The organism is Microtetraspora niveoalba, from assembly GCF_001570405.1.
GTDB lineage: Bacteria > Actinomycetota > Actinomycetes > Streptosporangiales > Streptosporangiaceae > Microtetraspora > Microtetraspora niveoalba.
In genome coordinates this window covers 77,003-99,681 of sequence record NZ_BBYM01000011.1, presented here as the reverse complement: position 1 = coordinate 99,681, position 22,679 = coordinate 77,003, and the positions used below count along the sequence as shown (strand labels likewise).

22 protein-coding genes are annotated in these 22,679 nt (G+C 72.0%); 11 read left to right on the top strand and 11 right to left on the bottom strand.

What is annotated here, in order from left to right; genetic code table 11:
* Positions 1-2 precede the first annotated feature (2 nt).
* A complete protein-coding gene (locus tag AWQ70_RS11785; protein WP_084516871.1) occupies positions 3-1,187 on the top strand; it encodes a sensor histidine kinase in 1,185 nt (394 codons plus the stop codon).
* Positions 1,184-1,777, top strand: a complete 594-nt coding sequence (locus AWQ70_RS11780) for a response regulator transcription factor (protein WP_067174228.1) — start codon at positions 1,184-1,186, stop codon at positions 1,775-1,777. The genes AWQ70_RS11785 and AWQ70_RS11780 overlap by 4 nt, the downstream gene beginning before the upstream one ends.
* Before the next feature lie 69 nt (positions 1,778-1,846).
* On the opposite strand, the gene AWQ70_RS11775 is transcribed toward AWQ70_RS11780, so the two are convergent.
* The 6 genes from AWQ70_RS11775 to nucS all read right to left on the bottom strand — a co-directional run bounded on the left by AWQ70_RS11775 (position 1,847) and on the right by nucS (position 7,004).
* Positions 1,847-2,452 (bottom strand): TetR/AcrR family transcriptional regulator, encoded by a 606-nt coding sequence (locus AWQ70_RS11775; protein WP_245646916.1) that lies wholly within the window; start codon positions 2,450-2,452, stop codon positions 1,847-1,849.
* A gap of 185 nt (positions 2,453-2,637) precedes the next feature.
* Positions 2,638-3,255, bottom strand: coding sequence for a response regulator (locus AWQ70_RS11770; RefSeq protein ID WP_067174223.1), 618 nt, complete (start codon positions 3,253-3,255; stop codon positions 2,638-2,640).
* A gap of 7 nt (positions 3,256-3,262) precedes the next feature.
* Positions 3,263-4,534, bottom strand: coding sequence for an ATP-binding protein (locus AWQ70_RS11765; protein WP_084516868.1), 1,272 nt, complete (start codon positions 4,532-4,534; stop codon positions 3,263-3,265).
* Complete coding sequence (locus tag AWQ70_RS11760) at positions 4,531-5,382, bottom strand: ABC transporter permease (protein WP_245646915.1); 852 nt, start codon at positions 5,380-5,382, stop codon at positions 4,531-4,533. The genes AWQ70_RS11765 and AWQ70_RS11760 overlap by 4 nt, the downstream gene beginning before the upstream one ends.
* On the bottom strand, positions 5,375-6,208 hold the full coding sequence (locus AWQ70_RS11755; RefSeq protein WP_067174221.1) for an ABC transporter ATP-binding protein: 834 nt from the start codon (positions 6,206-6,208) through the stop codon (positions 5,375-5,377). The genes AWQ70_RS11760 and AWQ70_RS11755 overlap by 8 nt, the downstream gene beginning before the upstream one ends.
* A 133-nt stretch (positions 6,209-6,341) precedes the next feature.
* Positions 6,342-7,004 (bottom strand): endonuclease NucS, encoded by a 663-nt coding sequence (nucS, locus tag AWQ70_RS11750; RefSeq protein WP_067174218.1) that lies wholly within the window; start codon positions 7,002-7,004, stop codon positions 6,342-6,344.
* A 68-nt stretch (positions 7,005-7,072) separates the two neighbouring features.
* Here nucS and AWQ70_RS11745 point away from each other — a divergent pair, with 68 nt between their 5' ends.
* From AWQ70_RS11745 to AWQ70_RS11720, 6 genes are all read left to right on the top strand, one after another.
* Positions 7,073-8,581, top strand: a complete 1,509-nt coding sequence (locus AWQ70_RS11745; protein ID WP_067174215.1) for a 3-hydroxyacyl-CoA dehydrogenase family protein — start codon at positions 7,073-7,075, stop codon at positions 8,579-8,581.
* A gap of 113 nt (positions 8,582-8,694) precedes the next feature.
* On the top strand, positions 8,695-9,045 hold the full coding sequence (locus tag AWQ70_RS11740) for an Rv1322 family protein (protein WP_218004501.1): 351 nt from the start codon (positions 8,695-8,697) through the stop codon (positions 9,043-9,045).
* Between the two features lie 106 nt (positions 9,046-9,151).
* The gene (locus AWQ70_RS11735) at positions 9,152-9,862 is read left to right on the top strand and encodes an alpha/beta hydrolase (RefSeq protein ID WP_067174213.1); all 711 of its coding nucleotides are present in this window, start codon (positions 9,152-9,154) and stop codon (positions 9,860-9,862) included.
* Between the two features lie 108 nt (positions 9,863-9,970).
* Positions 9,971-10,732: an SDR family NAD(P)-dependent oxidoreductase gene (locus AWQ70_RS11730; RefSeq protein ID WP_067174211.1), complete on the top strand. Its 762-nt coding sequence runs from the start codon at positions 9,971-9,973 to the stop codon at positions 10,730-10,732.
* Between the two features lie 138 nt (positions 10,733-10,870).
* On the top strand, positions 10,871-11,641 hold the full coding sequence (locus AWQ70_RS11725) for an alpha/beta fold hydrolase (RefSeq protein WP_067174209.1): 771 nt from the start codon (positions 10,871-10,873) through the stop codon (positions 11,639-11,641).
* Between the two features lie 461 nt (positions 11,642-12,102).
* Positions 12,103-13,065: a winged helix-turn-helix transcriptional regulator gene (locus AWQ70_RS11720; RefSeq protein ID WP_084516864.1), complete on the top strand. Its 963-nt coding sequence runs from the start codon at positions 12,103-12,105 to the stop codon at positions 13,063-13,065.
* A gap of 265 nt (positions 13,066-13,330) precedes the next feature.
* Here the strand turns inward: AWQ70_RS11720 and AWQ70_RS11715 are convergent, their stop codons facing one another.
* Together AWQ70_RS11715 and mce are read right to left on the bottom strand one after the other, a co-directional pair.
* Positions 13,331-14,623 (bottom strand): DivIVA domain-containing protein, encoded by a 1,293-nt coding sequence (locus AWQ70_RS11715; RefSeq protein WP_067174207.1) that lies wholly within the window; start codon positions 14,621-14,623, stop codon positions 13,331-13,333.
* A gap of 189 nt (positions 14,624-14,812) precedes the next feature.
* Entirely contained in the window at positions 14,813-15,235 is a 423-nt protein-coding gene (gene mce / locus AWQ70_RS11710) for a methylmalonyl-CoA epimerase (protein ID WP_067174205.1), read from the bottom strand.
* A 160-nt stretch (positions 15,236-15,395) separates the two neighbouring features.
* Here mce and AWQ70_RS11705 point away from each other — a divergent pair, with 160 nt between their 5' ends.
* Both AWQ70_RS11705 and meaB read left to right on the top strand, forming a co-directional pair.
* Positions 15,396-16,589, top strand: coding sequence for an acetyl-CoA C-acetyltransferase (locus AWQ70_RS11705; RefSeq protein ID WP_067174202.1), 1,194 nt, complete (start codon positions 15,396-15,398; stop codon positions 16,587-16,589).
* 89 nt (positions 16,590-16,678) lie between these two features.
* Positions 16,679-17,665, top strand: coding sequence for a methylmalonyl Co-A mutase-associated GTPase MeaB (gene meaB, locus AWQ70_RS11700; RefSeq protein WP_067174200.1), 987 nt, complete (start codon positions 16,679-16,681; stop codon positions 17,663-17,665).
* 10 nt (positions 17,666-17,675) lie between these two features.
* Here meaB and AWQ70_RS11695 read toward each other — a convergent pair whose 3' ends face one another.
* The gene (locus AWQ70_RS11695; RefSeq protein WP_067174198.1) at positions 17,676-18,365 is read right to left on the bottom strand and encodes a DUF4230 domain-containing protein; all 690 of its coding nucleotides are present in this window, start codon (positions 18,363-18,365) and stop codon (positions 17,676-17,678) included.
* Positions 18,366-18,428: 63 nt separating this feature from the next.
* The gene (locus tag AWQ70_RS11690; protein ID WP_157530014.1) at positions 18,429-19,847 is read right to left on the bottom strand and encodes a hypothetical protein; all 1,419 of its coding nucleotides are present in this window, start codon (positions 19,845-19,847) and stop codon (positions 18,429-18,431) included.
* A gap of 427 nt (positions 19,848-20,274) precedes the next feature.
* On the opposite strand from AWQ70_RS11690, the gene AWQ70_RS11685 reads away from it, so the two are divergent.
* Positions 20,275-20,781, top strand: coding sequence for a MarR family winged helix-turn-helix transcriptional regulator (locus AWQ70_RS11685; protein ID WP_067174495.1), 507 nt, complete (start codon positions 20,275-20,277; stop codon positions 20,779-20,781).
* A gap of 60 nt (positions 20,782-20,841) precedes the next feature.
* Here AWQ70_RS11685 and AWQ70_RS11680 read toward each other — a convergent pair whose 3' ends face one another.
* Positions 20,842-22,557 (bottom strand): S8 family serine peptidase, encoded by a 1,716-nt coding sequence (locus AWQ70_RS11680; protein ID WP_245646914.1) that lies wholly within the window; start codon positions 22,555-22,557, stop codon positions 20,842-20,844.
* Positions 22,558-22,679: the final 122 nt, after the last annotated feature.

Below are 22,679 nucleotides of genomic sequence, written 5' to 3'. Positions count from 1 at the left end.
AAATGGTGGCTGACGGGCTGAGAGGCGCGCGCAGGGGCGTCCGGTGGGTGCTGATCGGGACACTGATCCTTACCTGGTTCCTGGCCGTCCTGACCAGCGCGGGGGCGCTCGGCCTGGGGATCCTCGCGTGGCAGCGCGCCCTGCTCGCCGTCGCCGGGCTGGTGGTGTTCAGCGTCTTCTTCATCCGGATGACGGGCGCGGTCCTCTCCCACGGCATCTCCCGGCGAGAGAGGGCGGTGTCGGGCGCCCTGGCGCTGGCCGTCATGGTGACCGGCGGCGCCCAGATGACGGGGTGGGGGTTCGTGCCGCTGGCCTGGTTGTCGATCGCGGCGATCGGGGTGTCGCGGAAGTCCGCGGTGCTGCTCGGCGCCGGGACGGCCGTGGTGGTGACCCCGCCGGCCGTCTTCGCCACGCTGGCCGGCAGCGACCCCGCCTTCTTCTCGGAGGTGCCGAGCACCGTCGGCGCGGCCGTGGGCGTGGGCTTCTACTACGTGATGATGTGCGCGCTCTTCCCCTGGACCAACCGGCTCTGGGTGTGGATCTGGCGGCTCGCCGAGGAGGCGCACGCCGGGCGTGAGGCCCAGGCGCGGCTGGCCGTCGCCGAGGAGCGGCTGCGCTTCGCCCGCGACCTGCACGACATGGTCGGCCACCAGCTCTCCGCCATCGCGGTCAAGAGCGAGCTCGCCGTACGGCTGTCCGCGGCCGACGCGGACGCGGCGAAGGACGAGATGGCCGAGGTCCGCGGCCTGGCCCGTACGGCGTTGCGGGAACTGCGCGAGACGGTGCGCGGCTATCGGCGGCTCGACCTGGGCGCCGAGCTGGCGACCGTGCGCGGCGTGCTGGAGGCGGCGGGCGTGAGCTGCCGCCTCCACCTGCCGTACCGGGAGGTGCCGGAAGGGGTGGCGCCGGTGTTCGCGTGGGTGATCCGCGAGGCGGCGACGAACGTGCTCCGGCACAGCTCGGCGTCGCGATGCGACATCACCGTGCGCCATTCGGAGGAGGAGGCGGTGCTGGAGGTGCGCAACGACGGCGTCGCGCGGCGGGCCGTCGAGGACGTCGGGAGCGGCCTGGCCGGGCTGGGCGAGCGCCTGGCGGCGGTCGGCGGCACGCTGGACGCCCGGCCGACCGGTGCGGGGGAGTTCGTCCTGCGGGCGGTCGCCCCGCTTTCCGCGGAGGCCGGAACGTGATCCGCGTCCTGCTCGCCGACGACGAGCGGCTCATCCGGCAGGCGATCGCCATGTTGCTCGGCCTGGAGGCCGACATCGAGGTCGTCGCCCAGGTCGGCAGGGGCGACCTGGTGGCCCCGGCCGTACGCGAGCACGAGCCGGACGTGCTCGTGCTGGACGTCGAGATGCCGGGCATGGACGGGTTGTCCGTGGCGGAGAGCATGCCCGGCCGGGCGATGCTGATCCTGACCAGCTTCGGGCGGCCCGGATACCTGCGGCGGGCGCTCGCGGCCGGGGTCCGCGGGTTCGTGCCCAAGGACGCGTCGGCCGAGGAGCTGGCCCGCGCCATACGCAAGGTGCACGCGGGGGGCCGCTACCTCGATCCGGAGATGGCGGCCGCCGCCATGACCGCGGGGGACAACCCCCTGACCGAGCGGGAACGCGACGCCCTCGCCCTGGCGGCCAAGGGCGCGTCGGTCGCGCAGATCGCCGCCTCGCTGCACCTCACCGAGGGGACCGTCCGGAACTACCTGTCCAACGCCATCAGCAAGCTGGGGGCGGGGAACCGCATCACCGCGATCCGCGCCGCCCAGGACATGGGGTGGATCTGACGCCTCGCCCCTGGAGCCCGGCGCTCCCGGTGGCCGTCACGGCGGGCGGCCGGCGCGGCGCTCCCGGCGTCAGAGCTCGAACGAGCTGCGGAAGATGTGGGTCGCCGTGGCGACGAGCCGGTCCACGGGCGGCGAGGGGTCGGACAGGACCCATTCGATGAGCAGCTCGGTGATGGCTCCGATCAGCCCGAGCGCGAGCAGGTGGGGCTCCAGCGGGGGCAGGTGCCGTACGTCGTCGACGGCGCGCTCTATCACCTTGCTGAACTCCAGCACGGAGCGCTGCCGCGCGCTGCCGAGGACGTCCCCCGCGCGCCGGACCTCCACGTGCATCACGCGGGCGCGCCGCACGTCCCTGGTCACGAACCGGACGTACTCCCCGATGCCGGCGACGATGCGGTCGTCCAGCGTCGGCGGCGCCTGCTCGATGGCCGCCGACACGGACGCGAGCGTCTCGTCCACGCACCGCTCGTAGACGGCGCGCATGAGGTCCTCGCGGCCGGAGAAACACTCGTAGAACGCCCGGTTGGAGATGCGGGCGGTCGCGCACAGCCGCTCGATCGTCGTGCCGTGGAAGCCCGGATTGGCGAACAGCGTGTACGCGGCCGTGATCAACCGCTCTCTTCGGTCGGCCAGCCGTTGCTCGGCCGACATCCCCCGGTATTCCCGTCCCACCACTACTTCACCTCGCGCCGTCAATGGCCCCCCAGGAGCCACCATTATGGACGCAAGATCCTTTATGCGAAAGTATCTATAAATTAGCGCTTTCGGGCACCCGAAAGAAAGGCTATTTCCTTGACAAGGCGGTCAAGTCGGCCCTCTGTTCGATCTTGATTTGCGGCTTTCGGGGGTGCGGGTAAGCGTCAGATGAGACCGCGGCCGAGCGCGGTGGTGACCGCCGCGGTGCGGTCGGAGACGCCGAGTTTCGCGAAGACGCGGAGCAGGTGGGTCTTCACCGTGGCCTCGCTGATGAACAGCTCGACCCCGATCTCCGCGTTCGTCAGCCCCCGGGCGACGAGCGAGAGCACCTCCGCCTCGCGCCTGGACAGCGACTCCGCGACGGGTGCGCGCATCCGGGTGACGAGTTTCGTGGCGACCGACGGGGCCAGCACCGTCTCTCCCCGCACCGCGGACGCGACGGCGGCGAGCAGGTCGGCGCGGGAGATGTCCTTGAGCAGGTAGCCGGCCGCCCCCGCCTCCACCGCGCGCACGATGTCCTGGTCGGTCTCGTACGTGGTCAGGACGATCACGCGGCTCTCGGGGCGGTCCGCCAGGATCCGCGTGGTGGCGCTCACCCCGTCGCCCGTCGGCATCCGCAGGTCCATCAGGATGACGTCCGGCCGCAGCTCGCGGGCGCGCGCGACGGCCTCGTCACCCGACCCGGCCTCCCCGACCACGTCGATGCCGGGGGCGGACTCCAACATGCCGCGCAGCCCCTCGCGTACGACGGGATGGTCGTCCACGATCATCAGGCGAACCACAGGAAGATCACTCTCCATCTCGGGCGCCGGCTTCCGGCGGCACGGGCAGGGTCACGGTCAGGGTCGTTCCGGCTCCGGCCGAGGCGCCGGTCGCCGACGTCGTGGCCACGGTCAGCGCGCCGCCCTCCTGCTCCACGCGGCTTCGCATGGAGCGCAGGCCGTACCCCGCGCCCGGGTCGTGGCCGAGTCCGCGGCCGTCGTCCTGGACGACCAGCGTCACGTCGTCCGCCCCGTACGCGAGGCGGACCCGGACGGCCGACGCGCCCGCGTGCTTGCGGACGTTGGCCAGGGCCTCCTGCGTCGCCCGCACCAGCACCACCTCGGTGTTCGCGGGCAGCACCCGCGAGACGCCCCCGACCGCGAACGACGCCTGGACGCCCAGCTCCTCGCCCAGCCTCGCGGTGAGCCGTCGCAGCGCCTCGTCCAGGGTGGAGCCGTCCAGCGGTGCCGGGGCGAGCGCCGCGACGAGGGCCCGCGCCTCCGCCAGGTTCTCCCGGGCGGTCTGTGCGGCGAGCGCCAGATGGCGTGACCCGGCCGCCATCCCCGGCTGCGCCTCGGCGGCCTGGACGAGCATGATGATGCTGGTGAACCCCTGCGCGAGGGTGTCGTGGATCTCCCGGGCCAGCCGCTCTCGCTCCGCCAGCGCGCCGCGCTCGGCGGACAGCCGGGCGATCTCGGCGCGGCTGGCGGACAGCTCCTCGATGAGCCGCGCGCGTTCCGCGCTCTGCGTGATGATCCGGCTGATCCACGGCCCGAAGACCGCCGCGAAGACCAGGCCGATCAGGATCGTCCCGGCGAAGCCCAGCTTTCCGTGCGCGTCGGAGGCGGTGAGGAGCCTCGCCACGGGGGCGACGTTCAGGGCCAGGACCACCGCGACGGCGTACCGGTCGCGCAGGAGCATGAACGCCTGCGGGCACAGCGCGAACAGCGCGATGGCCGACGAGGGCGCGATGATCGTGGCCGGCACGAAGGATGCGATCGCCAGGCCCAGGTAGAGCAGGGCACGGCGGCCGTTCTCGTCGCCCTCCCTGATCGCGGGGCGGCCGATGAGGAGGTAGCCGGCCACGCATGCGCCGAGCAGCGCGAGCGTGACGCCCCTGGCGGTCGCGGTGAGGTCGTCGTCGGAGAACAGGAACACGACCGTGACCGCCAGGGCCACGCCGTACAGCGCCTCCCAGCCGTGGAGCGCCTGCCAGGCGTGGCGGCCCTCCTCGCCGTTGGGCCGCCCGCTCCCGCGCGCGGCGAGCCGGCGCCGGGCCACGACGGGGTCGGCGCTCATCCGTCGCGGCGGCCCTTCCAGCGGAAGGTCGTCAGGCACAGCACCAGACCCCCGATCACCCAGGCGGCGAGGACCAGGGCCACCCGGCCCAGCTCGTACGACTTCGTCAGCTCCAGCGCGGCGCCGCCGTCGCCGAGGAACACCGCGCGGAACCCCTGGCACATCCACTTCAGCGGGAACACCGAGGCGATGTTGATCAGCCACTCGGGCATCTGGGTGAACGGGATGAAGACCCCCGAGATGAACTGCAGCACCACGAACGGCATGCTGATGACCGCGGCGGCGCTCTTGGCCGAGCGGGGCAGGCTGCTCGCCGCGGTGCCCAGCAGCGCCGCGGCGGTGACGCCGAGCACGAACACCCAGGCGAACGTGACCCAGCTCGACACCTCGGAAGGCAGGTCCAGGTCGTACATCACGACCCCGATGGCGAGCAGGATCGCCACTTCGAGGAACGCGATGACCAGCACGTTGATGATCTTGCCGATGAAGTAGGCACTGCGCGGCATCGGCGTCCCGGCCAGCCGCTTGAGCGTGCCGTCGTCGCGGTCGCCCGCGATGCCGATGCCGAGGTTCTGGAAGCCGGCGCCCATCACGCCGGCCCCGATCAGTCCGGCGGTGTAGAGCTGCGAGACGGTGACCCCGGTCCCCTCCAGGTCGCCGGCGAAGATCGACCCGAACAACATGAGCAGGACGATCGGGAAGGCGAAGGTGAACACGACGGCGTCCTTCTCGCGGAAGAACATCTTCGTCTCCACCGCTCCGCGGGACAGGCCCAGCTTCAGGGCGGAGGGCATCGCGCGCGTGGCGGCCGTACGGCGGGGGGCGGTGCCGGTGGCGGTGTCAGTCACGGGGGGCCTCGATCAGCTTCAGATAGATGTCTTCGAGCGTGGGGCGGGCGACGGCGAGGCCGGGGACCTCTCCCTCGTAGCGGCGGCTCAGCTCCAGGACCGTCTCGGTCGGGGTGTCGGTCTCGACCGAGCCGTCCTGCCAGGTCACGACGGCCTTCGCGGTGGCCCGGCCGCCGAGCGTGGCGGGCTCGCCCTCCGCGACGATCCGGCCGCCCGCGATCACCGCGACCCGGTCGGCGAGCGCCTCGGCCTCGTCCAGATAGTGGGTGGTCAGCACGATCGTGCTGCCGTTGTGCGCCAGCCCTTCGATCAGCTCCCAGAACTGCCGGCGCGCCTCGGGGTCGAACCCCGTCGTGGGCTCGTCCAGGAAGATCAGCTCCGGGTCGCCCAGGACGCCGAGGGCGACGTCCACCCGCCGCCGCTGCCCGCCGGAGAGCTGGCGGACCCGCTTGTTCGCGCTCTCCGTGAGCCCGACGGCGGCGATCACCTCGTCCGGGTCCCTGGGGTTCGGGTAGTAGCCCGCGAAGTGGCGCACCGTCTCGCGCACGCTCAGCTCGGCGGCGTCGTTCGCGCTCTGCAGGACGATGCCGATGCGCGACCGCCATTCCCGGGTCGGCCGGGCGGGATCGACGCCGAGCACGGCGACCTCGCCGGAGTCCCGTTTGCGGTACCCCTCGAGGATCTCGACGGTCGTCGACTTGCCCGCCCCGTTGGGGCCGAGGATGGCGAAGACCTCACCCTGGCTGATGTCGAGGTCGATGCCGCTGACCGCCTGCACGTCGCCGTACCGTTTGGTCAGCCCGCGTACCTCGATCGCATTTGTCATGCCACAAGGATCTACTTCGGCTGGGCGCTTGCCCACCTCTGACCGAATGAATCCCGATGTCCACCGTTCGGTGGACACGCGGGATTCCGTCGCGTACGGCCCGGTGATCCGAGCCTCGACGCCAGGGGGCCGGTTAGAAGAGGGTGGGGTTCTCCGGCTCGATGCCGCGCAGCGCGTCGTAGTCCAGCGTGACGCAGTCGATGCCCCGGTCGGTGGCCAGCACCCGGGCCTGGGGCTTGATCTCCTGCGCGGCGAAGACGCCCTTCACCGGGGCGAGCAGCGGGTCGCGGTTGAGCAGCTCCAGATAGCGGGTGAGCTGCTCGACGCCGTCGATCTCACCGCGGCGCTTGATCTCCACGGCGACCGTGCCGCCCGTGTGGTCGCGGCAGAGGATGTCCACCGGGCCGATGGCCGTCATGTACTCGCGGCGGACCAGCGTCCAGCCGTCGCCCAGCGTGGTGATGTGCTCGGCGAGCAGCTCCTGCAGGTGCGCCTCGACGCCGTCCTTCTGGAGCCCGGGGTCGACGCCCAGCTCGTGGCTGGAGTCGTGCAGCACCTCGTCGATGGTGAGGATGAGCTTCTCGCCGGTCTTGCCGTGCGTGACCGTCCAGGTGCCGTCCTCCTCGCGCAGCTTGCACGGGGGGTTCATCCAGTTGAGCGGTTTGAACGCCCGGTCGTCCGCGTGGATGGAGACGCTGCCGTCCGCCTTGACCAAGATGAGGCGGGGCGCCATGGGCAGATGGGCCGTCAGCCTCCCCACGTAATCCACGCTGCACCGCGCGATGACCAGCCGCATAGCGGCCAACCCTACCGGTCGGGCCGCCTGCCCTCTGCCGGATCGGGCCCCTCTGCGAGACTGACCCCATGGCGCAGACGTTTGAGACGGTCGGTGTTGTGGGGCTGGGCACGATGGGCGCGGGGATCGCCGAGGTCTTCGCCCGTGCCGGCCTGAGCGTGATCGGGGTCGAGGCCGACGACGCGGCTCTGGAACGCGGCCGGGGCCACCTGGAGCGCTCGACCGGCAAGGCCGTGGCGAAGGGCAAGCTCACCGAGGACGCGCAGCGTGAGATCCTCGGCCGGGTCACCCTCACCACCTCGCGCGAGGACCTGGCCGACGCCGACCTGGTGATCGAGGCGATCCCGGAGATCATGGAGTTCAAGCGCGGCCTCTTCGCCGACCTCGACCGCATCTGCAAGCCGTCGGCGGTGCTCGCCACCAACACCTCGTCGTTGTCGGTCACCGCGATCGCCGCCAGCACCTCCCGGCCGGGGCGGGTCATCGGCATGCACTTCTTCAACCCCGCCCCGGTGATGAAGCTGGTCGAGGTCGTCCACACCGTGGTCACCGAGCCGGGTCTCGCCGACGACATCGCCGCGCTCGCCCGGCGCCTGGGCAAGAGCCCGATCACGGCCGGCGACCGCGCCGGGTTCGTGGTCAACCGGCTGCTGCTCGGCTATCTCAACCACGCCTGCACCCTCCTGGAGTCGGGCCTGGCCGGCCGCGACGACATCGACGCCGCCATGAAGCTGGGCATCGGGCTGCCGATGGGGCCGTTCACGCTGCTCGACCTGATCGGCCTGGACACCTCCTACGAGGTGTGCGAGGTGTTGTTCCGCGAGACCCGCGACCGGCGGCACGCCCCCGCGCCCGTGCTGCGCGAACTGGTCACCGCGGGGCTGCTCGGCCGCAAGACCGGCCGCGGCTTCTACTCCTACGGTGAGGCCGCCCACGCCGCCGCCGAGACCCGCCAGGCGGCCTCCGCGTCCACCATCGGGATCGTCGGCACCGGGCCCGACGCCGCCGAGCTCGTCGCCGCCATCGACGCCGCCGGGTTCAAGCCCGTCGTCGCCGAGAGCTCCGACCTGGCCCCGGTCGGCGACGCGGACGTGATCCTCGCGTTGTCCGACCGCCCCGTCGTCGAGCTCGCCGTACGGCTGTCGCACCCCGATCGGCTGGTCGGGCTGCACCTCGTCGGCGCCGACGTGGCCGAGGTCGCCTCCACCGTGCTGACCTCCGAGGAGACCGCGACGGCCGTACACGACCTGGTGCGGATCCTCGGGCGTACGCCGGTGATGTGCGGGGACCGGGCGGAGTTCGTCGTCAACGCCCTGCTGTACGCGTATCTGAACGACGCGGTCCGCATGCTGGAGTCGGGCTACGCCTCCGCGGCCGACATCGACACGGGGATGCGGCTCGGCTGCGGATATCCGGCGGGCCCGCTGGAGATGCTCGACGCCATCGGCCTGGAGACGGTCAGGGACGGGCTGCGCGCCCTCTACGCGGAGTATCGCGAGCCGTCGTTCGCCCCCGTGCCGCTGCTCGACCAGCTCGTCACGGCGGGCGTGCCGAGCATCCGGGAATACGCCGGCTGACCGCTCGTTCTGTCTGACATGACCCCCGTCGCGCCGTACTCGTCCCCTGTCATGACGTCCCGCCCCGCCCGTACGCGTGCCGAGCGGCCGGCACGGAGCCCCGAGGAGGCCCGGTGAGCCCGCGCCGCGCACGCCGGTCGGACGGCTCCTCGCGCCGCTCGCGACGCCCCGCGTACGGCCCAGGGGGCGACGGGGCCGACGACGAGGGGCTGGGCTTCGCCGGGCGGTTCGGCATCGGGCAGGTCGAGGAGTGGCCCGACGGCGAATGGCAGGTGCGGCGCATCGTGGGCGGCGCCGCGGACAAGGTCTATCGTTGCCCCGGCTGCGACCAGGAGATCAGGGTCGGGCTCGCCCACCTCGTCTCCTGGCCGAACTGGAGCGGCGGCGAGAACGAGCGGCGCCACTGGCACACCGCCTGCTGGCGCAACCGGGTCAACCGCGGCCCGGGCCGCACCCGCTACTGAGCCGGATCCCGTCGGCGCGGTGCCCGCCGAGGGCGACCCCGGCGGCGCTCGAAGCGGGTCGGGCGGTTTCATGGAGCGGGCCTTTCACAATGCAGGAGGTTTGGGGATGGTGGCGGAGATCCGGGCGTCGACGGTGCTGCCCGCGCGGCGCGAGGACATCGAACTGCACACGACCGACGGGCTGACGCTGGTCGGCGAGGTCGCGTCGCCCGAGGGCCGGCCGCCCGCGGCCACGCTGATCTGCCTGCACCCGCTGCCGACCCATGGCGGCATGATGGACAGCCACGTGCTGCGCAAGGCGTCGTACCGCCTTCCCGCGCTGGCCGACCTCGCGGTGCTGCGGTTCAACACCCGCGGCACCACGTCCGATCGCGGGACGTCGGAGGGAGCCTTCGGCGACGGCGAGGACGAGCGGCTGGACGTGGCGGCGGCTCTGGAGTACGCCGAGTTCCACGAGCTGCCCCGTCCGTGGCTGGTCGGCTGGTCCTTCGGGACGGAGCTGGCGCTGAAGTGGGGCCGCGACCCGCTCGTCGAGGGGGCGATCCTGCTCTCACCGCCGCTCCGCCGGGCGTCGGACGCCGACCTGGACGCGTGGGCGGAGTTCGGCCGGCCGCTGGTCGCGCTGGTGCCGGAGCACGACGACTACCTCCGGCCCGAGGAGGCGCGCAAGCGGTTCGCCCGCGTGCCGCAGGCCGAGGTGGTGGGGGTCGACGGCGCCAAGCACCTGTGGGTCGGCGAGCCGTACGTGCGGATCGTGCTGGACGAGATCGTGAAGCGGGTCAACCCGGCGGCCGGACCGCTCCCCACCCAGGTCTGACGGCTGCCCCTCCGGGCGCCGAAGCATCCCGGGTGGGGATGCGACCCCCGACGTCGAAGCGGTATAAATCAGGAACAGTAGAGCTATGTTCTGTTCCAGGGAGGCACCGTGCAGGCGTTCGATCTCTCGGGCAAGAAGGCGCTCGTCACCGGGGCGTCCCGCGGCATCGGCAGGGCGATCGCCCTGACGTTCGCCGAGGCGGGCGCGGACGTCGCCCTCGTCTCCCGCTCCGCGGAGAGCCTGGCCCAGGTGGCCAAGGAGGTCGAGGACCGCGGACGCGCGGCCCACGTCATCCCGTGCGACGTGACCGATCGCGACGCCGTGGCGGCCGCCGTCCAGGCCGCGATCGACGCGCTCGGCCATGTGGACGTCGTCGTCAACAACGCCGGGGGGTCGAGCTTCCTCGTCGAGTTCAAGGACCTGCGGCTGCCCGGCTGGGACAAGCTCATGCGGCTCAACCTGGACTCGGCGATGGCCGTCCTGCACGCGCTGGCCCCCCACCTGCTCGAGCGTGGCGGCGGGTCCGTCATCAACGTCGCCTCCGTCGCGGCCAAGGGCGCGCCGTTCCTCGCCCCGTACGCGGCGGCGAAGGCCGGACTGGTCGCGCTGACCAAGACCCTCGCGGTCGAATGGGCCTCCCGGGGCGTACGGGTGAACGCGCTGTGCCCGGGGTGGACGGCGACCGACCTCAACCGCAACCTCTGGGAGGACGAGAACGCGAGCAAGGCCACCATCAGCGGGGTCCCGATGGGGCGGTGGGGGACCGCCGAGGAGATGGCCCAGCCCGCGCTCTTCCTCGCCAGCCCGGCGTCCGCGTACATGACGGGCCAGGTGCTCTTCGTCGACGGCGGCCAGACGGCCATGTCCTGACCGCCTCCGCTCCCCGGCGAGTGTCCTCCGTGGGTCCACGCGGCCCCCGCACCCGGATGCCCCACCCGTCGCCGCGTCCGAACTCCGGGCCGGACGGGTGGGCAGGCGGCGCGCGGGATCGCGCGTTACGTTGACCAGATGCGGCTCTACTCACGATCGGCCGGATCAGGGACACCCGTGGTCCTGCTCCACGCCTTCCCGCTCTCCTCGTCCATGTGGCAGGCGCAGCGTGAGGGACTCGCGCCGGCCTGCAAGGTGATCACTCCGGACCTGCGCGGCTTCGGCGGCACGCCCCTGGGGGACGACGCTCCGTCGCTCGACGTCATGGCCGACGACGTGGCGCGGCTCCTCGACGGCGAGGGGATCGAGCGCGCCGTGGTCGGCGGTCAGTCGATGGGCGGCTACGTCACGATGGCCTTCTGCCGTCGCCACGCGGACCGGCTGCTCGGCGTGCTCCTCGCCGACACGAAGGCGGCGGCCGATCCGCCGCCCGCGAGGTCGAACCGCGAGCGGATCGCGGAGGCCGTCCTCCGCGACGGCTCGGGGATCCTCGTGGACGAGGTCCTGCCGCCGCAGCTCGGTGTGACGACCAGGCGGCGCAGGCCCATGGTGGCGGGCCGGGTCCGCGGACTCGTCCTCGCCGCGCCGCCCCCGGCCGTAGCGTGGGCGCAGCGCGCCATGGCGGCCCGCCCCGACTCCTTCGACACGCTCCGCGCCCTGAAGGTGCCCGCACTGGTCATCGTGGGGGACGAGGACGAGCTGTCCCCGCCCTCCGAGGCGGAGGCGATGGCCGCGGCCGTTCCCGACGGGCGGCTCGTCGTCATCGGCGAGGCGGGGCATCTGTCCGCGATGGAGCATCCCGAGGCGTTCAACCGGGCCGTCGCCGACTTCGTCCGTTCCCTGACCTGAACCCGGGCATGGCGAAGGGCCTGGTGTGAAGCACGCTCCGCGGGCGTGCCGTCGCCTCCGTTCCAGGCGTCTCGGCCCTGCCGGAGGAGGCCGCGGATCGCCGCGACGCCGGGCGGGGAGAGCGGAGGCCGACGTGGGAGTCAGCCTGGCCGGGAGAAGCGCTGGAGCCGCGAGAACGTTTCGGTCGGCCCGCAATCCGGTCGAGGGGGAGGCGGGACCCAAGGTCGTTGAGCGGGGGCGCCCGACGGCGGCGAGTCCGGAAGCGGGGGACGCCGTTGAGCGAGGGGCGGACGCGGCAGACGGGGTCACCGTCCAGGCCTGCGTCCCCTCCCTCTGCTTTCCTCCCTCCGGAGCGCACGGAGCCGAGCTCCATGTCCGCTCCATGTCGTCACCTATGCGGTGCGACACCTCGATTGTGGTACAAAAATGTGGCCTTATCCGGCCATTGACCGGAACATGCCATGGAGGTACTCGTGTGGGACGCCATCGGCCTGGACGTCCTCGAAGAACGGATCTATCGTCTGCTGCTCCGCGACCCCCGCTGCTCGGTGGAGGAGTGCGCGCGGCGGCTTGAGGCGTCGCCCGACGCCGTCCGCGCGTCGGTGGACCGGCTCATGGAGCTCGGCCTGCTGGAATCGGCCGGCGCGCGCGGCCTGCGGGCGGCCGACCCCAGGATCGGCCTCGGCGGGGCGATCCGCCGCCGCAGGGCCGAGCTCGACCGGCTGAGCCTGGAGGCCGACGAGCTGGCGGCCGACTTCCAGGAGGGGCTGCTGCGCGCCGACCCGGAACGGGTGATCGAGGTCGTCGAGGGCTCGGCCGCCGCGGGCAGGCGTGTCGGGGAGCTGCTGGCCGGCGCGTCCAAGGAGGTGCTCGCGCTGGACGCCCCGCCGTACGCCGCCTCCGGGACGTCGATCAGCGCCGAGGAGTCGGCTCTGGCGCGCGGGGTGCGCTGCCGGGCGATCTACTCCTCCGCCGTGCTCGACCTGCCCGCCAAGCTCGACGAGATCCGGCAGATGATGAGCCTGGGCGAGCAGTCGCGGGTGCACGCCAACCTGCCGATCAAGCTGGTTCTGGTCGACGGCACGACCGCCCTGCTGCCGCTGACCGGTAACGAGGAGGGCGCCCACTTCACCTCCGTCGTCGTACGGCACAGCGCGCTCACGGACGCTCTCGTCGCCCTGTTCGAGACGCTGTGGCGCGAGGCCGCCCCCTTGGCGGGGACGCCGTCCGTACCGGCTCTGGACGCGGTGGACCGGCAGATCCTCGAGCTGCTCGCGGTGGGGATGAAGGACGAGGCGATACTGCGGCATCTCGGCATCTCCGAGCGGACGCTGCGCCGCCGCATCGCCTCGCTGCTCGGCCGACTGGGCGCCACCGGCCGCTTCCAGGCCGGGGTGCAGGCCGCCCGGCGCGGCTGGATCTGAGAAGCCGCCCCGAGCCCGCGCGAGCGCCATCGATCACTACGGTGGCCAACCCATCCCGCGAGGGGTGCGGCGGTGTCTGGACTGAGAAGCGAGTGGGGAGCGAGGGACGAGCGACTCCGAGTGACGAGGGAAGACATCGCCTGAAGGCGCCCCGAGCCCGCGCGAGCGAAGCGAGCGCCAATAAACAGGGCCCGGCGGAGATGATCCGCCGGGCCCGTTCAGTGTGTCGTCCTAGCCGTCGCCCGTTCCCCGAAAGCGCCGGCCGTTACTCCTGCCACCACTCGGCGTCGTCGTCGGCCTTGCTGTTGGTCTCGACCGGCTTGGAGACCGAGACCGGCTTCTCGACGCTCGGCGCGGCGGACAGCGCGGGCTTGGCCGGGGAGGCCGCGACGGGCGCGGGCTCGGGGTCCATGCCGGGCAGCGGGGCGCCGCCGAGAAGCTGGCGGAGCTGGGCGAGGTGACTGGTGATGCTGTCACGCTGACGGGTCAGCTCGTCGACCTGGCGCTGCATCGCGGTGCGGGTGCGCTCGGCCTCGTTCTTGGCGTCGGTCACGATCGACTCGGCGCTGGCCTTGGCCTCGGCCACGAGCTGGTCGGCGTTCTTCCTGGCGTTGGCGAGCAACTGCTTGGCGTGGGTGTCGGCCTCGCGCCGCGTCTGCTCGGCCTGCTGGGTCGCCTTGCTGGCCCGCTGCTCGGCCGTGGCGGCGCGCTGCTCCGCCTCGGCGACGAGCTTCTGCGTGTTGGCCTGGGCGGTGGCGTGGCGCTCGGCCTCCTGCCGCTCGGCCTCCTCGCGGCGGGACGCGAGCTGGATCTCGAACTCCGCCTCGTCCTGCGCCCGCTTGGCCTCGGACTCCTCAAGCACGCGCTGCGCCTGGGCGCGCATCTCGTCCGCCTGGCGCTTGGCGGTGGTGAGCACCTCGTCACGCTCGCGCTTGGTGGAGGCCCGGAGCTGGGCCACCTCGCGCTCGGTGGTGGTGCGCAGCTTGGCGATCTCCCGCTCGGCGTCCGCCCGCTTCTCCGCCACCTCGTGGTCGGCGGTCGCGCGGACCTTCGCGACCTCGCGCTCGGTGGTCGAGGTCAGCTCGTCGGCCTCCCGCTTGGCGGTCGAGCGGATCTCTTCGGCGTCCCGCTCGGCCGTGCTGCGCATGTCCTCGGCCTCGCGGGTGGCGAGGGCGCGCTTCTCGGCGGCCTCGTTCTCGGCGGCGGCCCGCATGTCGGCGGCGTCGACCTTGGCCTGCGCCTTGATCTCGTTGGCCTCGGACCTGGCGGCCTGGACGAGCTCGGTGGCCTGCTCCTCCGCAAGACGAAGCAACTGCTCAATGCGGGCGCCGAGCCCCGAATAGGTCGGACGCTCCTGCTCCTGCAACTGACGCTGGGAGTCGGAAAGCTCTCGCTGCAGCGCGCTCAGCTGTTCACGCGCCTGACGCAGTTCGGTGTCGAGCGTCTTCAAGTGGTCGTGGACCTGGTGCCGGTCATAGCCGCGGAGCACCACGTCGAATTCCCGAGAAGGGGCGTCTTCAAAGAAATTGTTGAGTTGGGCGTCGATGTCGGACTGCATGAGGCTCGATCCTGGGTTGTCGAGACGGCTACACGGGCCGGACGGGGGGTTCGGACAGCCGAGGCGGGGAGTCCATCACGGGTCCACGTCCGGTGATACGCCAGCGTACTCCGGTACTGCCACGTTGGCGGCCCCCTCCGACTTTATGCGCGACTTGTTACGTATGAACCTTTCTTGCGTTCAGAGGGGTCAATCGCGCGCTGTCTCGACCAGCTCAGTCAGGACTCCTCCCACGTCTTTCGGGTGGAGAAACGCGATTGACGCGCCCATTGAACCGTGCCTGGGACGCTCGTCGATCAGTTTTATGCCCTTTGCGGCGATATCCTGCAGAGCCTTCGTGACGTCCGCCACTCCATAGCCAATGTGGTGCACGCCCTCGCCGCGCTTCGCCAGGAACTTCCCGACGGCGGTGTCCGGGTGGAGCGGCTCCAGAAGCTGCACGTACGACGCCCCGCTCGGGCCTTCGGCGACGTGCAGCATCGCCTCCCTGACGCCCTGCTCCTCGTTCACCTCCCGGCTCACGACCGTGAGCCCGAACGTCGACTCGTAGAATTCGATCTTCTCTTCGAGATTGTGGCAGGCGATGCCCACGTGATCGATCCTGAGCAGCATTTCTCACTCCGTCCGCGTCAGTCCGCGCATACGCGCTCCCGCCAGTGTTCCAGGCCCGAGCGCCGGGCCCGGAACATGTGGGCGACCACCATGGCGATCGCCCGGACACTCCTGGGTATCGTGACATCGTCGCCCCGATCCCGTGATGGAGGCCCCTCCAATGTCCGGTTCTGTGATCGTCGCAGGAGCTCGTACGCCCATCGGGCGGTTGCTCGGCTCCCTCGCCGGCCTGTCCGCCGTCGACCTCGGCGGCATCGCCATCAAGGCCGCGCTGGAGCGCGCCGGCGTCGCCCCCTCAGACGTGCAGTACGTGATCATGGGGCAGGTGCTCCAGGCGGGCGCGGGCCAGCTCCCGTCCCGGCAGGCCGCCGTCAAGGCGGGCGTCCCCATGAGCGTGCCGTCGCTGACCATCAACAAGGTGTGCCTCTCCGGGCTCGACGCCATCGCGCTGGCCGACCAGCTCATCCGGGCCGGCGAGTTCGACATCGTCGTCGCCGGCGGCATGGAGTCCATGACCAACGCGCCGCACCTGCTGCCCGGCCTGCGCAAGGGCGTCAAGTACGGCTCCGCCGGCGTCCTCGACTCCATGGCCTTCGACGGGCTCACCGACGCCTTCGACCAGCTCGCCATGGGAGAGTCCACCGAGCGGCACAACGCCCGGTTCGGCATCACCCGCGAGGAGCAGGACGAGTTCTCCGCCCGCTCCCACCAGCTCGCGGCGAAGGCCACCAAGACGGGCGTCTTCGACGACGAGATCGTGCCGGTGACCCTCCCCGGCCGAAAGGGCGGCGAGCCCATCGTGTTCTCGGCCGACGAGGGCATCCGCGGCGACACCACGGCCGAGACGCTCGCCGGGCTGCGTCCCGCCTTCACCAAGGACGGCACCATCACCGCGGCTTCGGCCTCCCAGATCTCCGACGGGGCCGTCGCGGTCGTCGTCATGTCCCGGGCGAAGGCCGAGGAGCTCGGCCTGGAGTGGCTGGCCGAGATCGGCGCCCACGGGAACGTCGCGGGTCCGGACAACTCGCTCCAGTCCCAGCCCGCCAACGCCATCGCGCACGCGCTGGGCAAGGACGGCCTGACCGCCGGCGACCTCGACCTCGTGGAGATCAACGAGGCGTTCGCCCAGGTGGTGCTCCAGTCGGTCAAGGAGCTCGGCGTCCCGCTCGACAAGGTCAACGTCAACGGCGGCGGCATCGCGCTCGGCCACCCGATCGGCGCGTCCGGCGCGCGCATCGTGCTGACCCTGGCCCACGAGCTGAGGCGGCGCGGCGGCGGAGTGGGCGCGGCCGGTCTGTGCGGCGGCGGCGGCCAGGGCGACGCCCTGATCATCCGCGTCCCCTCGCGCGGCTGACCCGCCGGGCCACGCCGTACGCGCCGCGGGACGGCCGGAGATCGCGTGTCTAGGCTGGACCGCGGGCGGCGAGCGAAGCGGAGGTGGCCATGGACGTCGGGACGCTCGTGGCGGACGCGAGGCGGGGCCGGCCGCGCGCCGTCGCCCGGCTGATCACCCTGGTCGAGAACGCGGCCGCGGTGCCGGGCGGCGACGAGCGGCTGCGTGAGGCGATGGCGGCGTTCGCCACCGCGACCGGTCCGGGGGCGTCCGGGGGCGGCCGCGGGCCGTACGGCGCGCGCGTGATCGGGCTGACCGGCTCCCCGGGTGTGGGCAAGTCGACCTCGACCGGCATGCTCATACGCGCGTTCCGCAAGAGGGGCAGGCGGGTGGGCGTCCTGGCCGTGGACCCGTCCAGCCCGTTCACCGGAGGCGCGCTGCTCGGCGACCGGGTGCGGATGCAGGAGCACGCGACCGACCCCGACGTCTTCATCCGGAGCATGGCGAGCCGTGGCCACCTCGGCGGGCTCGCCTGGGCCACCCCGCAGGCCCTCCGCGTGCTGGACGCGGCCGGGTGCGACGTGATCCTGGTCGAGACCGTCGGCGTCGGCCAGGCCGAGGTCGACGTGGCGCGGCTGGCCGACACCACCGTGGTCCTGCTCGCGCCGCGCATGGGCGACGGCATCCAGGCGGCCAAGGCCGGCATTCTCGAGGTCGCGGACGTGTTCGTCGTCAACAAGGCCGACCACGACGGCGCCCAGGCGCTGGTCCGCGAGCTGCGGAACACGGTCGCGCCGCTCAGAGGGCCCTGGCGGCCGCCGATCGTCTCCACGGTCGCGTCGCGGGGCGAGGGGGCCGACGACCTGCTCGCCGCGCTCGACAAGCACACCGCGTACCTGGACGAGTCGGGCGAGCTGCGCCGTCGCAGGCTGGCCCGCGCCCGGGACGAGATCGAGACCATCGCGCTGGCGCGGCTGCGTGCGCGGTTCGCCCCCGAGGGGCGCGAGCGGCGGCTCGACTTCCTCGCGGAACGCCTGCTGGCGGCCGAGACCGACCCCTACACCGCCGCCGACGAGCTGCTCGCCACGCTGGGCTGACCCGCGGCGCTCAGGGCTCCGACGAGTACTGGACCACGACCTGGGTGAAGCCGAGCGTCGTCAGCATCCCCTCCAGCATCGACCGGGTGTTCTGGTCGGCCCGCGCGCGCAGGTCGCTGGACGCCGCCGCTTCGGCGATCTTCTTCTCGGCCAGCACGTACAGCTCCTGCTGGTTCTGCGGGGACGCCGAGAGGAAGTCCGACACCCGGTCGAGCAGGCCGCGCTGCTGCGCGAACACGTACGACCGGGCGTTGTCCAGGTTGGGCTTCTCCAACTGGGCGTGCGGGAGCCGTACGGTGACGGCCGTGCGGTCGGGGGAGACGGTGATCGCGTCCTTGCCGAGCGAGCCGAAGTCGACGTAGGCGTCGACGTTCCCCGCGCCCACGAACAGGGTCCTGGTGCCCTTGATGGCGTCCGGCAGGAAGGCCGCGTCCTTCTCCAGGTCCACGACCACCTGGAAGTTGCCGGTGGCGGCCTCGAAACGGCTCAGGTTGTGGATCGACCGCAGCAGCACGGGACCGCTGCGGTCCACCGTGCGCTCGCCGAACGGGTCGAGCCAGGAGAGGGTGAGCCGCGCGCCGACGACGAGGATCAGCGCGAGGAAGAGAAGCCCGGCCAGCCACCGCCAGGCGCGCCGGGAGCGCCGGCTCGGGGGGTCTGCGGGCGGCGACCCGTGGGGGGCTCGAGTCTGGCGGTTCACGGAAGGAATCTTCCCGTGATCGGCTTGATCTCACCTTCGCGTGACATATGGTGATCCGCCGGTTCAGTGGACGCCGGGAGTCCGCCCGGCGGTCTCGCCGGGGATCTGCCCGGCCGACGCGCTCGGGGACCGCACGGCCGGCGGCGCGGGCGTCTCGTGCTCGAACGGCGGATTCACCGGGTATCGCGGGGCGGCGGGCGCCTCCCTGCCGACCTCCCCGCCGGCGCCCCCGCCGGCGTTCCGACCGATGACCTCCCCGCCGAAGAACCCGCTCTGCAGCCGGCAGGTGGCGAAGTCCGTGTAGAACATCCGCAGCCAGTCGCGGCGCTGCGTCTCGGTCAGGTGGGCGAACCAGGTGGCGGCGCGCCGGTGCTCCGGCAGCGGGCCCGAGGGCAGCGGCTCGTCGCGCAGCCAGGCCACCACGATCGCGCGGTATCCGTCGGCCGGGGATCCGGGGCACGGCCGGGCGAGCCCCTCGACGAACTCGGACGCCGCCCGGTCCGCGTACCCGGGGTCGAGATCGTCCACATAGATGGGCACGACGCCCTTGCCGGTCTTGTCGGTTTCGGAGCGCGACCGCTGCTCGACCCGGTTGAACGCCGCGGGGGTGCCGGCCAGGCGCGCCGCGATCGTGGTGAACGTGCCGCCCAGCTCGCCGAGCCCGCCGCGCATCCCGGGGTGTACGCACACGACGATCGGCCACTCCTGGCAGGTGTAGGCGAGGTTCTCGCTCGCCGCGACCTCCTGCGGCTCGCTCAGCAGCCGGGCGACCCCCGTGCCCGCGGCGAGCAGCGCGACCATGGCGGCGGCCAGCGCGAGCGCCTGCCGCGTGATGAACGCCGCCCAGCCCAGCAGGATCGCGGCGGTGATGCCGACCAGCCACAGCGCCTGGTCGGTGAGCGCCGCCGCGGGCAACATCCGCAGGGCGTCGTACGGCTCCCGCACGGCGGGCGCGAGCCGGTCCGCCCATGGCGCGCCGCCGGCGACCCACGTGAACAGCGCGTACGTGCCGAACCCGGCGACCAGCGGCGCGACGGCGACCGGGGCCAGCCAGCCGACGACCCAGCCCGCGACCACGTAGAGGGAGAGTCCGGCGGCGCCGAGGGCGACGCCGCCAGGAAGCGGGCCGTTGTCCTCGCCGGTGAGCAGGGCGCGCACGGTGAGCACGGTCATGGTGGCGGCGAAGGAGCCCACGACGACCATGAGGATCGCGAGGGGCGGCCGCAGCGCCTGCCATGTCGTGAGGGCGCGGAGCCGGCCGGCGCGGCGCCTGCGCGCCGCCACCCAGGCGGCGAAGGCCGCGGCGACCGGACCGGTCAGCCGGAGCGATCCGATGACCGCGACCACCATGTTGTCCCAGTTCATGACGCCCGGAATCAGGACGCTCCACGCACTGACGAGCCCGAGCACGAGCAGCACGGCCAGAAGAACGACCGCGCCCTGCTTGAGTTCCTCGCGTGAAACGCCTCTGCGGCTATCCACGGCCGGGCGCGGCCCCCGGCCACGCCCAGGACCGTGTGCGGCGCCGCTCCCGCGCCGTCACCTGCTTGTTGCCCATCGAAAACCCCCCGTGCGGGTGGGGCGACGACGCGGACGGTGCCGGTCCCCGTGGCGCCGTCCGCAGGGCGTCCGTCGCGCCTGCCGACCGGGTCGTGTCCGACGGATCATGCACCGCCGCGCGCGGTCCGGATGGCGACTCGCGCTCGCGACGGGCGGCTTTCGTCAGTCACTCCCTAGCAGACGCGGCTCGCGTCGCCCTCCGGGTTTGCCGCCGCCTCACCTTTTGACGTGGCAACCATAACGGAGCGTGATGTTTGACGCCCGAGTTCTGGGGTCAAGGAATCAATTTGGTTACACAGCGTACGCAGCGCAAACGGGACTAAGGTCGCGCTACCGTATCGCTGTGTTCATCTCGAAGCCGCTCAACCTCCCGTTCGACCCCATTGAAAGGGCTGCCGAGAGCTGGCGAGCGAACTTCGGGCCGTCCTCCGCGATGGCCGCCGTAACTTCGATCATGAGAGCCCACCAGATACTCCTGGCGCAACTGGACGCGCTGCTCAAGCCGTACGATTTGACCTTCGCGCGCTATGAGGCACTGGTGCTGCTCACGTTCAGCAAGGCGGGTTCGCTGCCGCTCTCCAAGATCGGTGAGCGGCTCATGGTGCACCCGACGAGCGTGACCAACACGGTCGACCGGCTGGAGCGCGCCGGGCTGGTGCGCCGGATGCGCAACCCGCGCGACGGGCGCGGCGTGCTCGCCGAGATCACCGACCGGGGCCGCGACGTGGTACGGCTCGCCACCGCCGACCTGATGGCCGCCGACTTCGGCCTGGCCATGTACGGCGAGGAGGATCTCGGCGCGATGTTCGACCTGCTGCGCACTCTCCGCGTGGCCGCGGGCGACTTCGCCGACTGACGGCGATGCGTGTCCGGAACCGGGGCCCGGCGTGCGGGCCCCGGTCCCGGGGATGGCGATCTACTGGCGGACGGCGCGCAGCGCGTCGACGATGCCCTTGCCGTAGAAGCCGTTGCCGCCGGCGCCGCCCTCACACGTGTGCGTGTCCGTCACGGTCGAGCCGGACGGCAGGTGCCGCGTGTAGGTGAACGCCGCCGGGGTCGGGCACGGCGTGGGCGTGGCCGTCCCCTTGAGGATCCGCTCCACGACGCCGGGGTCCAGGGTCAGCCCGCCGGGGTGCCGGCGGTCGGGCCTGCCGTACCGGCTGACGATCAGGGCGGCGACGCCCGCGACGCGCGGCGAGGCCATCGAGGTGCCCTGGAGGTACTGGTAGTAGCCGCAGACGGAGCCCTTGCAGTCCTTCACGACGTAGGGGACGGTCGGCTCGCCGTTCTCGTCGATCTCGCCGTTGGCGACGGCGAGCGACTTCGGGTACGCCGCGAGGGTGGCCCTGGCGATGTCCCGCGTGTTGTCCGGCGTGTCGTACACGTCGCCGCCGGGGGAGGCGACGTCGATGAAGCCGTCGCCGTAGTTGGAGTAGTACGACTTGCGCTTGCTCGCGCCGGTGGACGACACCGTGATCACGTGGTCGCCCTCGCTCGGCATCGACACGCAGCTCGGCGGGATCGTCCGGGTGTACGGCGCCTGGCCGGGCACGCTCGCGAAGTCGGGGCTGCCCGTGTCGGTGTTGGTCTTGGTGTAGTCCATCGCCTCGTTGCCGGCGGCGCTCACCAGGGTGACGCCGCGGCTGTGCGCGTAGTCGAGCGCCCGCTGGGTGGCCCTGATGATCGTGGCCTGCTGCAGCCGGCTCTCCGGCGAGTCGGCGGGGTTGTCCACGCAGTTGAACAGCCACGGGTCCACGTAGTAGCTCATGTTGACCACGTCGACGCCGATGTCCGCCGCGTAGGTGAGGCCGTCGACGGTCGCCGGGAGGAAGAAGTAGCCGGAGTCCTGGCCGGTCCGGATGTTGACGATGGTGACCTTGGGCGCCACGCCGGAGACGCCGAGCCTGTTGACCGGCGAGGCGATCGACGACGCGACGTGGGTGCCGTGGCCGTTCTCGTCCACGTCGGCGGGGTCGACGCAGGAGGCCACCTCGCACGGGCCGTCCACCTCGGCGCCGTTGGCGTCCGCCGGGATGTCCACCGTGAAGTTGCGGCTCAGCGAGCGGCTGAAGTTCGGTGCGATGTCCGGGTGGGAGCCGTCCACACCGGTGTCGAGGACGCCGACGAGCACCCGCTTGTCGCCGCTCTCGTACCGGTGCGCCTCGCCCGCGCGGATCTGGTCCATGTCCCACTGCAGGTCGCCCAGCGGCTCGTCGGCAGGCTTGCCGCCCCGCTTGGCGGGGGACGCGCCGGCGCGTCCCTCCTTCTCGACGGCTCCGGCCTCGACCGCCTTCGCGACGTCGGCCCTCACCTTGGCTTCCTTGGGTACGACGCCGATCGCGCGGTTGCGCGCGACGCCCTCGATCGCGGCGTCGTCCTTGATCGCGTCGAGGAAGCCGCTGTTCGACGTGGTGACCGTCGCGAGTCCCACGGCGCTGTTGAGCTTGATGATCGAGCCGCCCGCGGCCTCGATCGCCTTCTGGGCCTCGGACGGGTTCGCGCCCTCCTTGTAGAGGACGACGTACTCGGTCTGCGCGGCCGGCTCTGCAGCGGTGCGGACCGCCTGAGCCGGGGACGCCAGCGTAGCCGCGGCGAGTGCCGCGGCTGCGGCGACGACGATGACGCGCTTCACATCCACCTCCCTGTGGACATCAACCATGCGCGTCTCATATTTCGGTATTGACGGCGTCTGTCATAGATCCGTGTCATTTTGCGGCCAAGGTGTGACATTCGACGCCAGAGTTGCCGCTGAGA

Coding starts and splice junctions, on each gene's coding strand:
- mce (WP_067174205.1), bottom strand. CDS start 15,235: ATGCTGCTCAGGATCGATCACGTGGGCATCGCCTGCCACAATCTCGAA.
- nucS (WP_067174218.1), bottom strand. CDS start 7,004: ATGCGGCTGGTCATCGCGCGGTGCAGCGTGGATTACGTGGGGAGGCTG.
- AWQ70_RS11715 (WP_067174207.1), bottom strand. CDS start 14,623: ATGCAGTCCGACATCGACGCCCAACTCAACAATTTCTTTGAAGACGCC.
- AWQ70_RS11725 (WP_067174209.1), top strand. CDS start 10,871: ATGCGGCTCTACTCACGATCGGCCGGATCAGGGACACCCGTGGTCCTG.
- AWQ70_RS11735 (WP_067174213.1), top strand. CDS start 9,152: ATGGTGGCGGAGATCCGGGCGTCGACGGTGCTGCCCGCGCGGCGCGAG.
- AWQ70_RS11705 (WP_067174202.1), top strand. CDS start 15,396: ATGTCCGGTTCTGTGATCGTCGCAGGAGCTCGTACGCCCATCGGGCGG.
- AWQ70_RS11745 (WP_067174215.1), top strand. CDS start 7,073: ATGGCGCAGACGTTTGAGACGGTCGGTGTTGTGGGGCTGGGCACGATG.
- AWQ70_RS11765 (WP_084516868.1), bottom strand. CDS start 4,534: ATGAGCGCCGACCCCGTCGTGGCCCGGCGCCGGCTCGCCGCGCGCGGG.
- AWQ70_RS11720 (WP_084516864.1), top strand. CDS start 12,103: ATGGAGGTACTCGTGTGGGACGCCATCGGCCTGGACGTCCTCGAAGAA.
- AWQ70_RS11755 (WP_067174221.1), bottom strand. CDS start 6,208: ATGACAAATGCGATCGAGGTACGCGGGCTGACCAAACGGTACGGCGAC.
- meaB (WP_067174200.1), top strand. CDS start 16,679: ATGGACGTCGGGACGCTCGTGGCGGACGCGAGGCGGGGCCGGCCGCGC.
- AWQ70_RS11785 (WP_084516871.1), top strand. CDS start 3: ATGGTGGCTGACGGGCTGAGAGGCGCGCGCAGGGGCGTCCGGTGGGTG.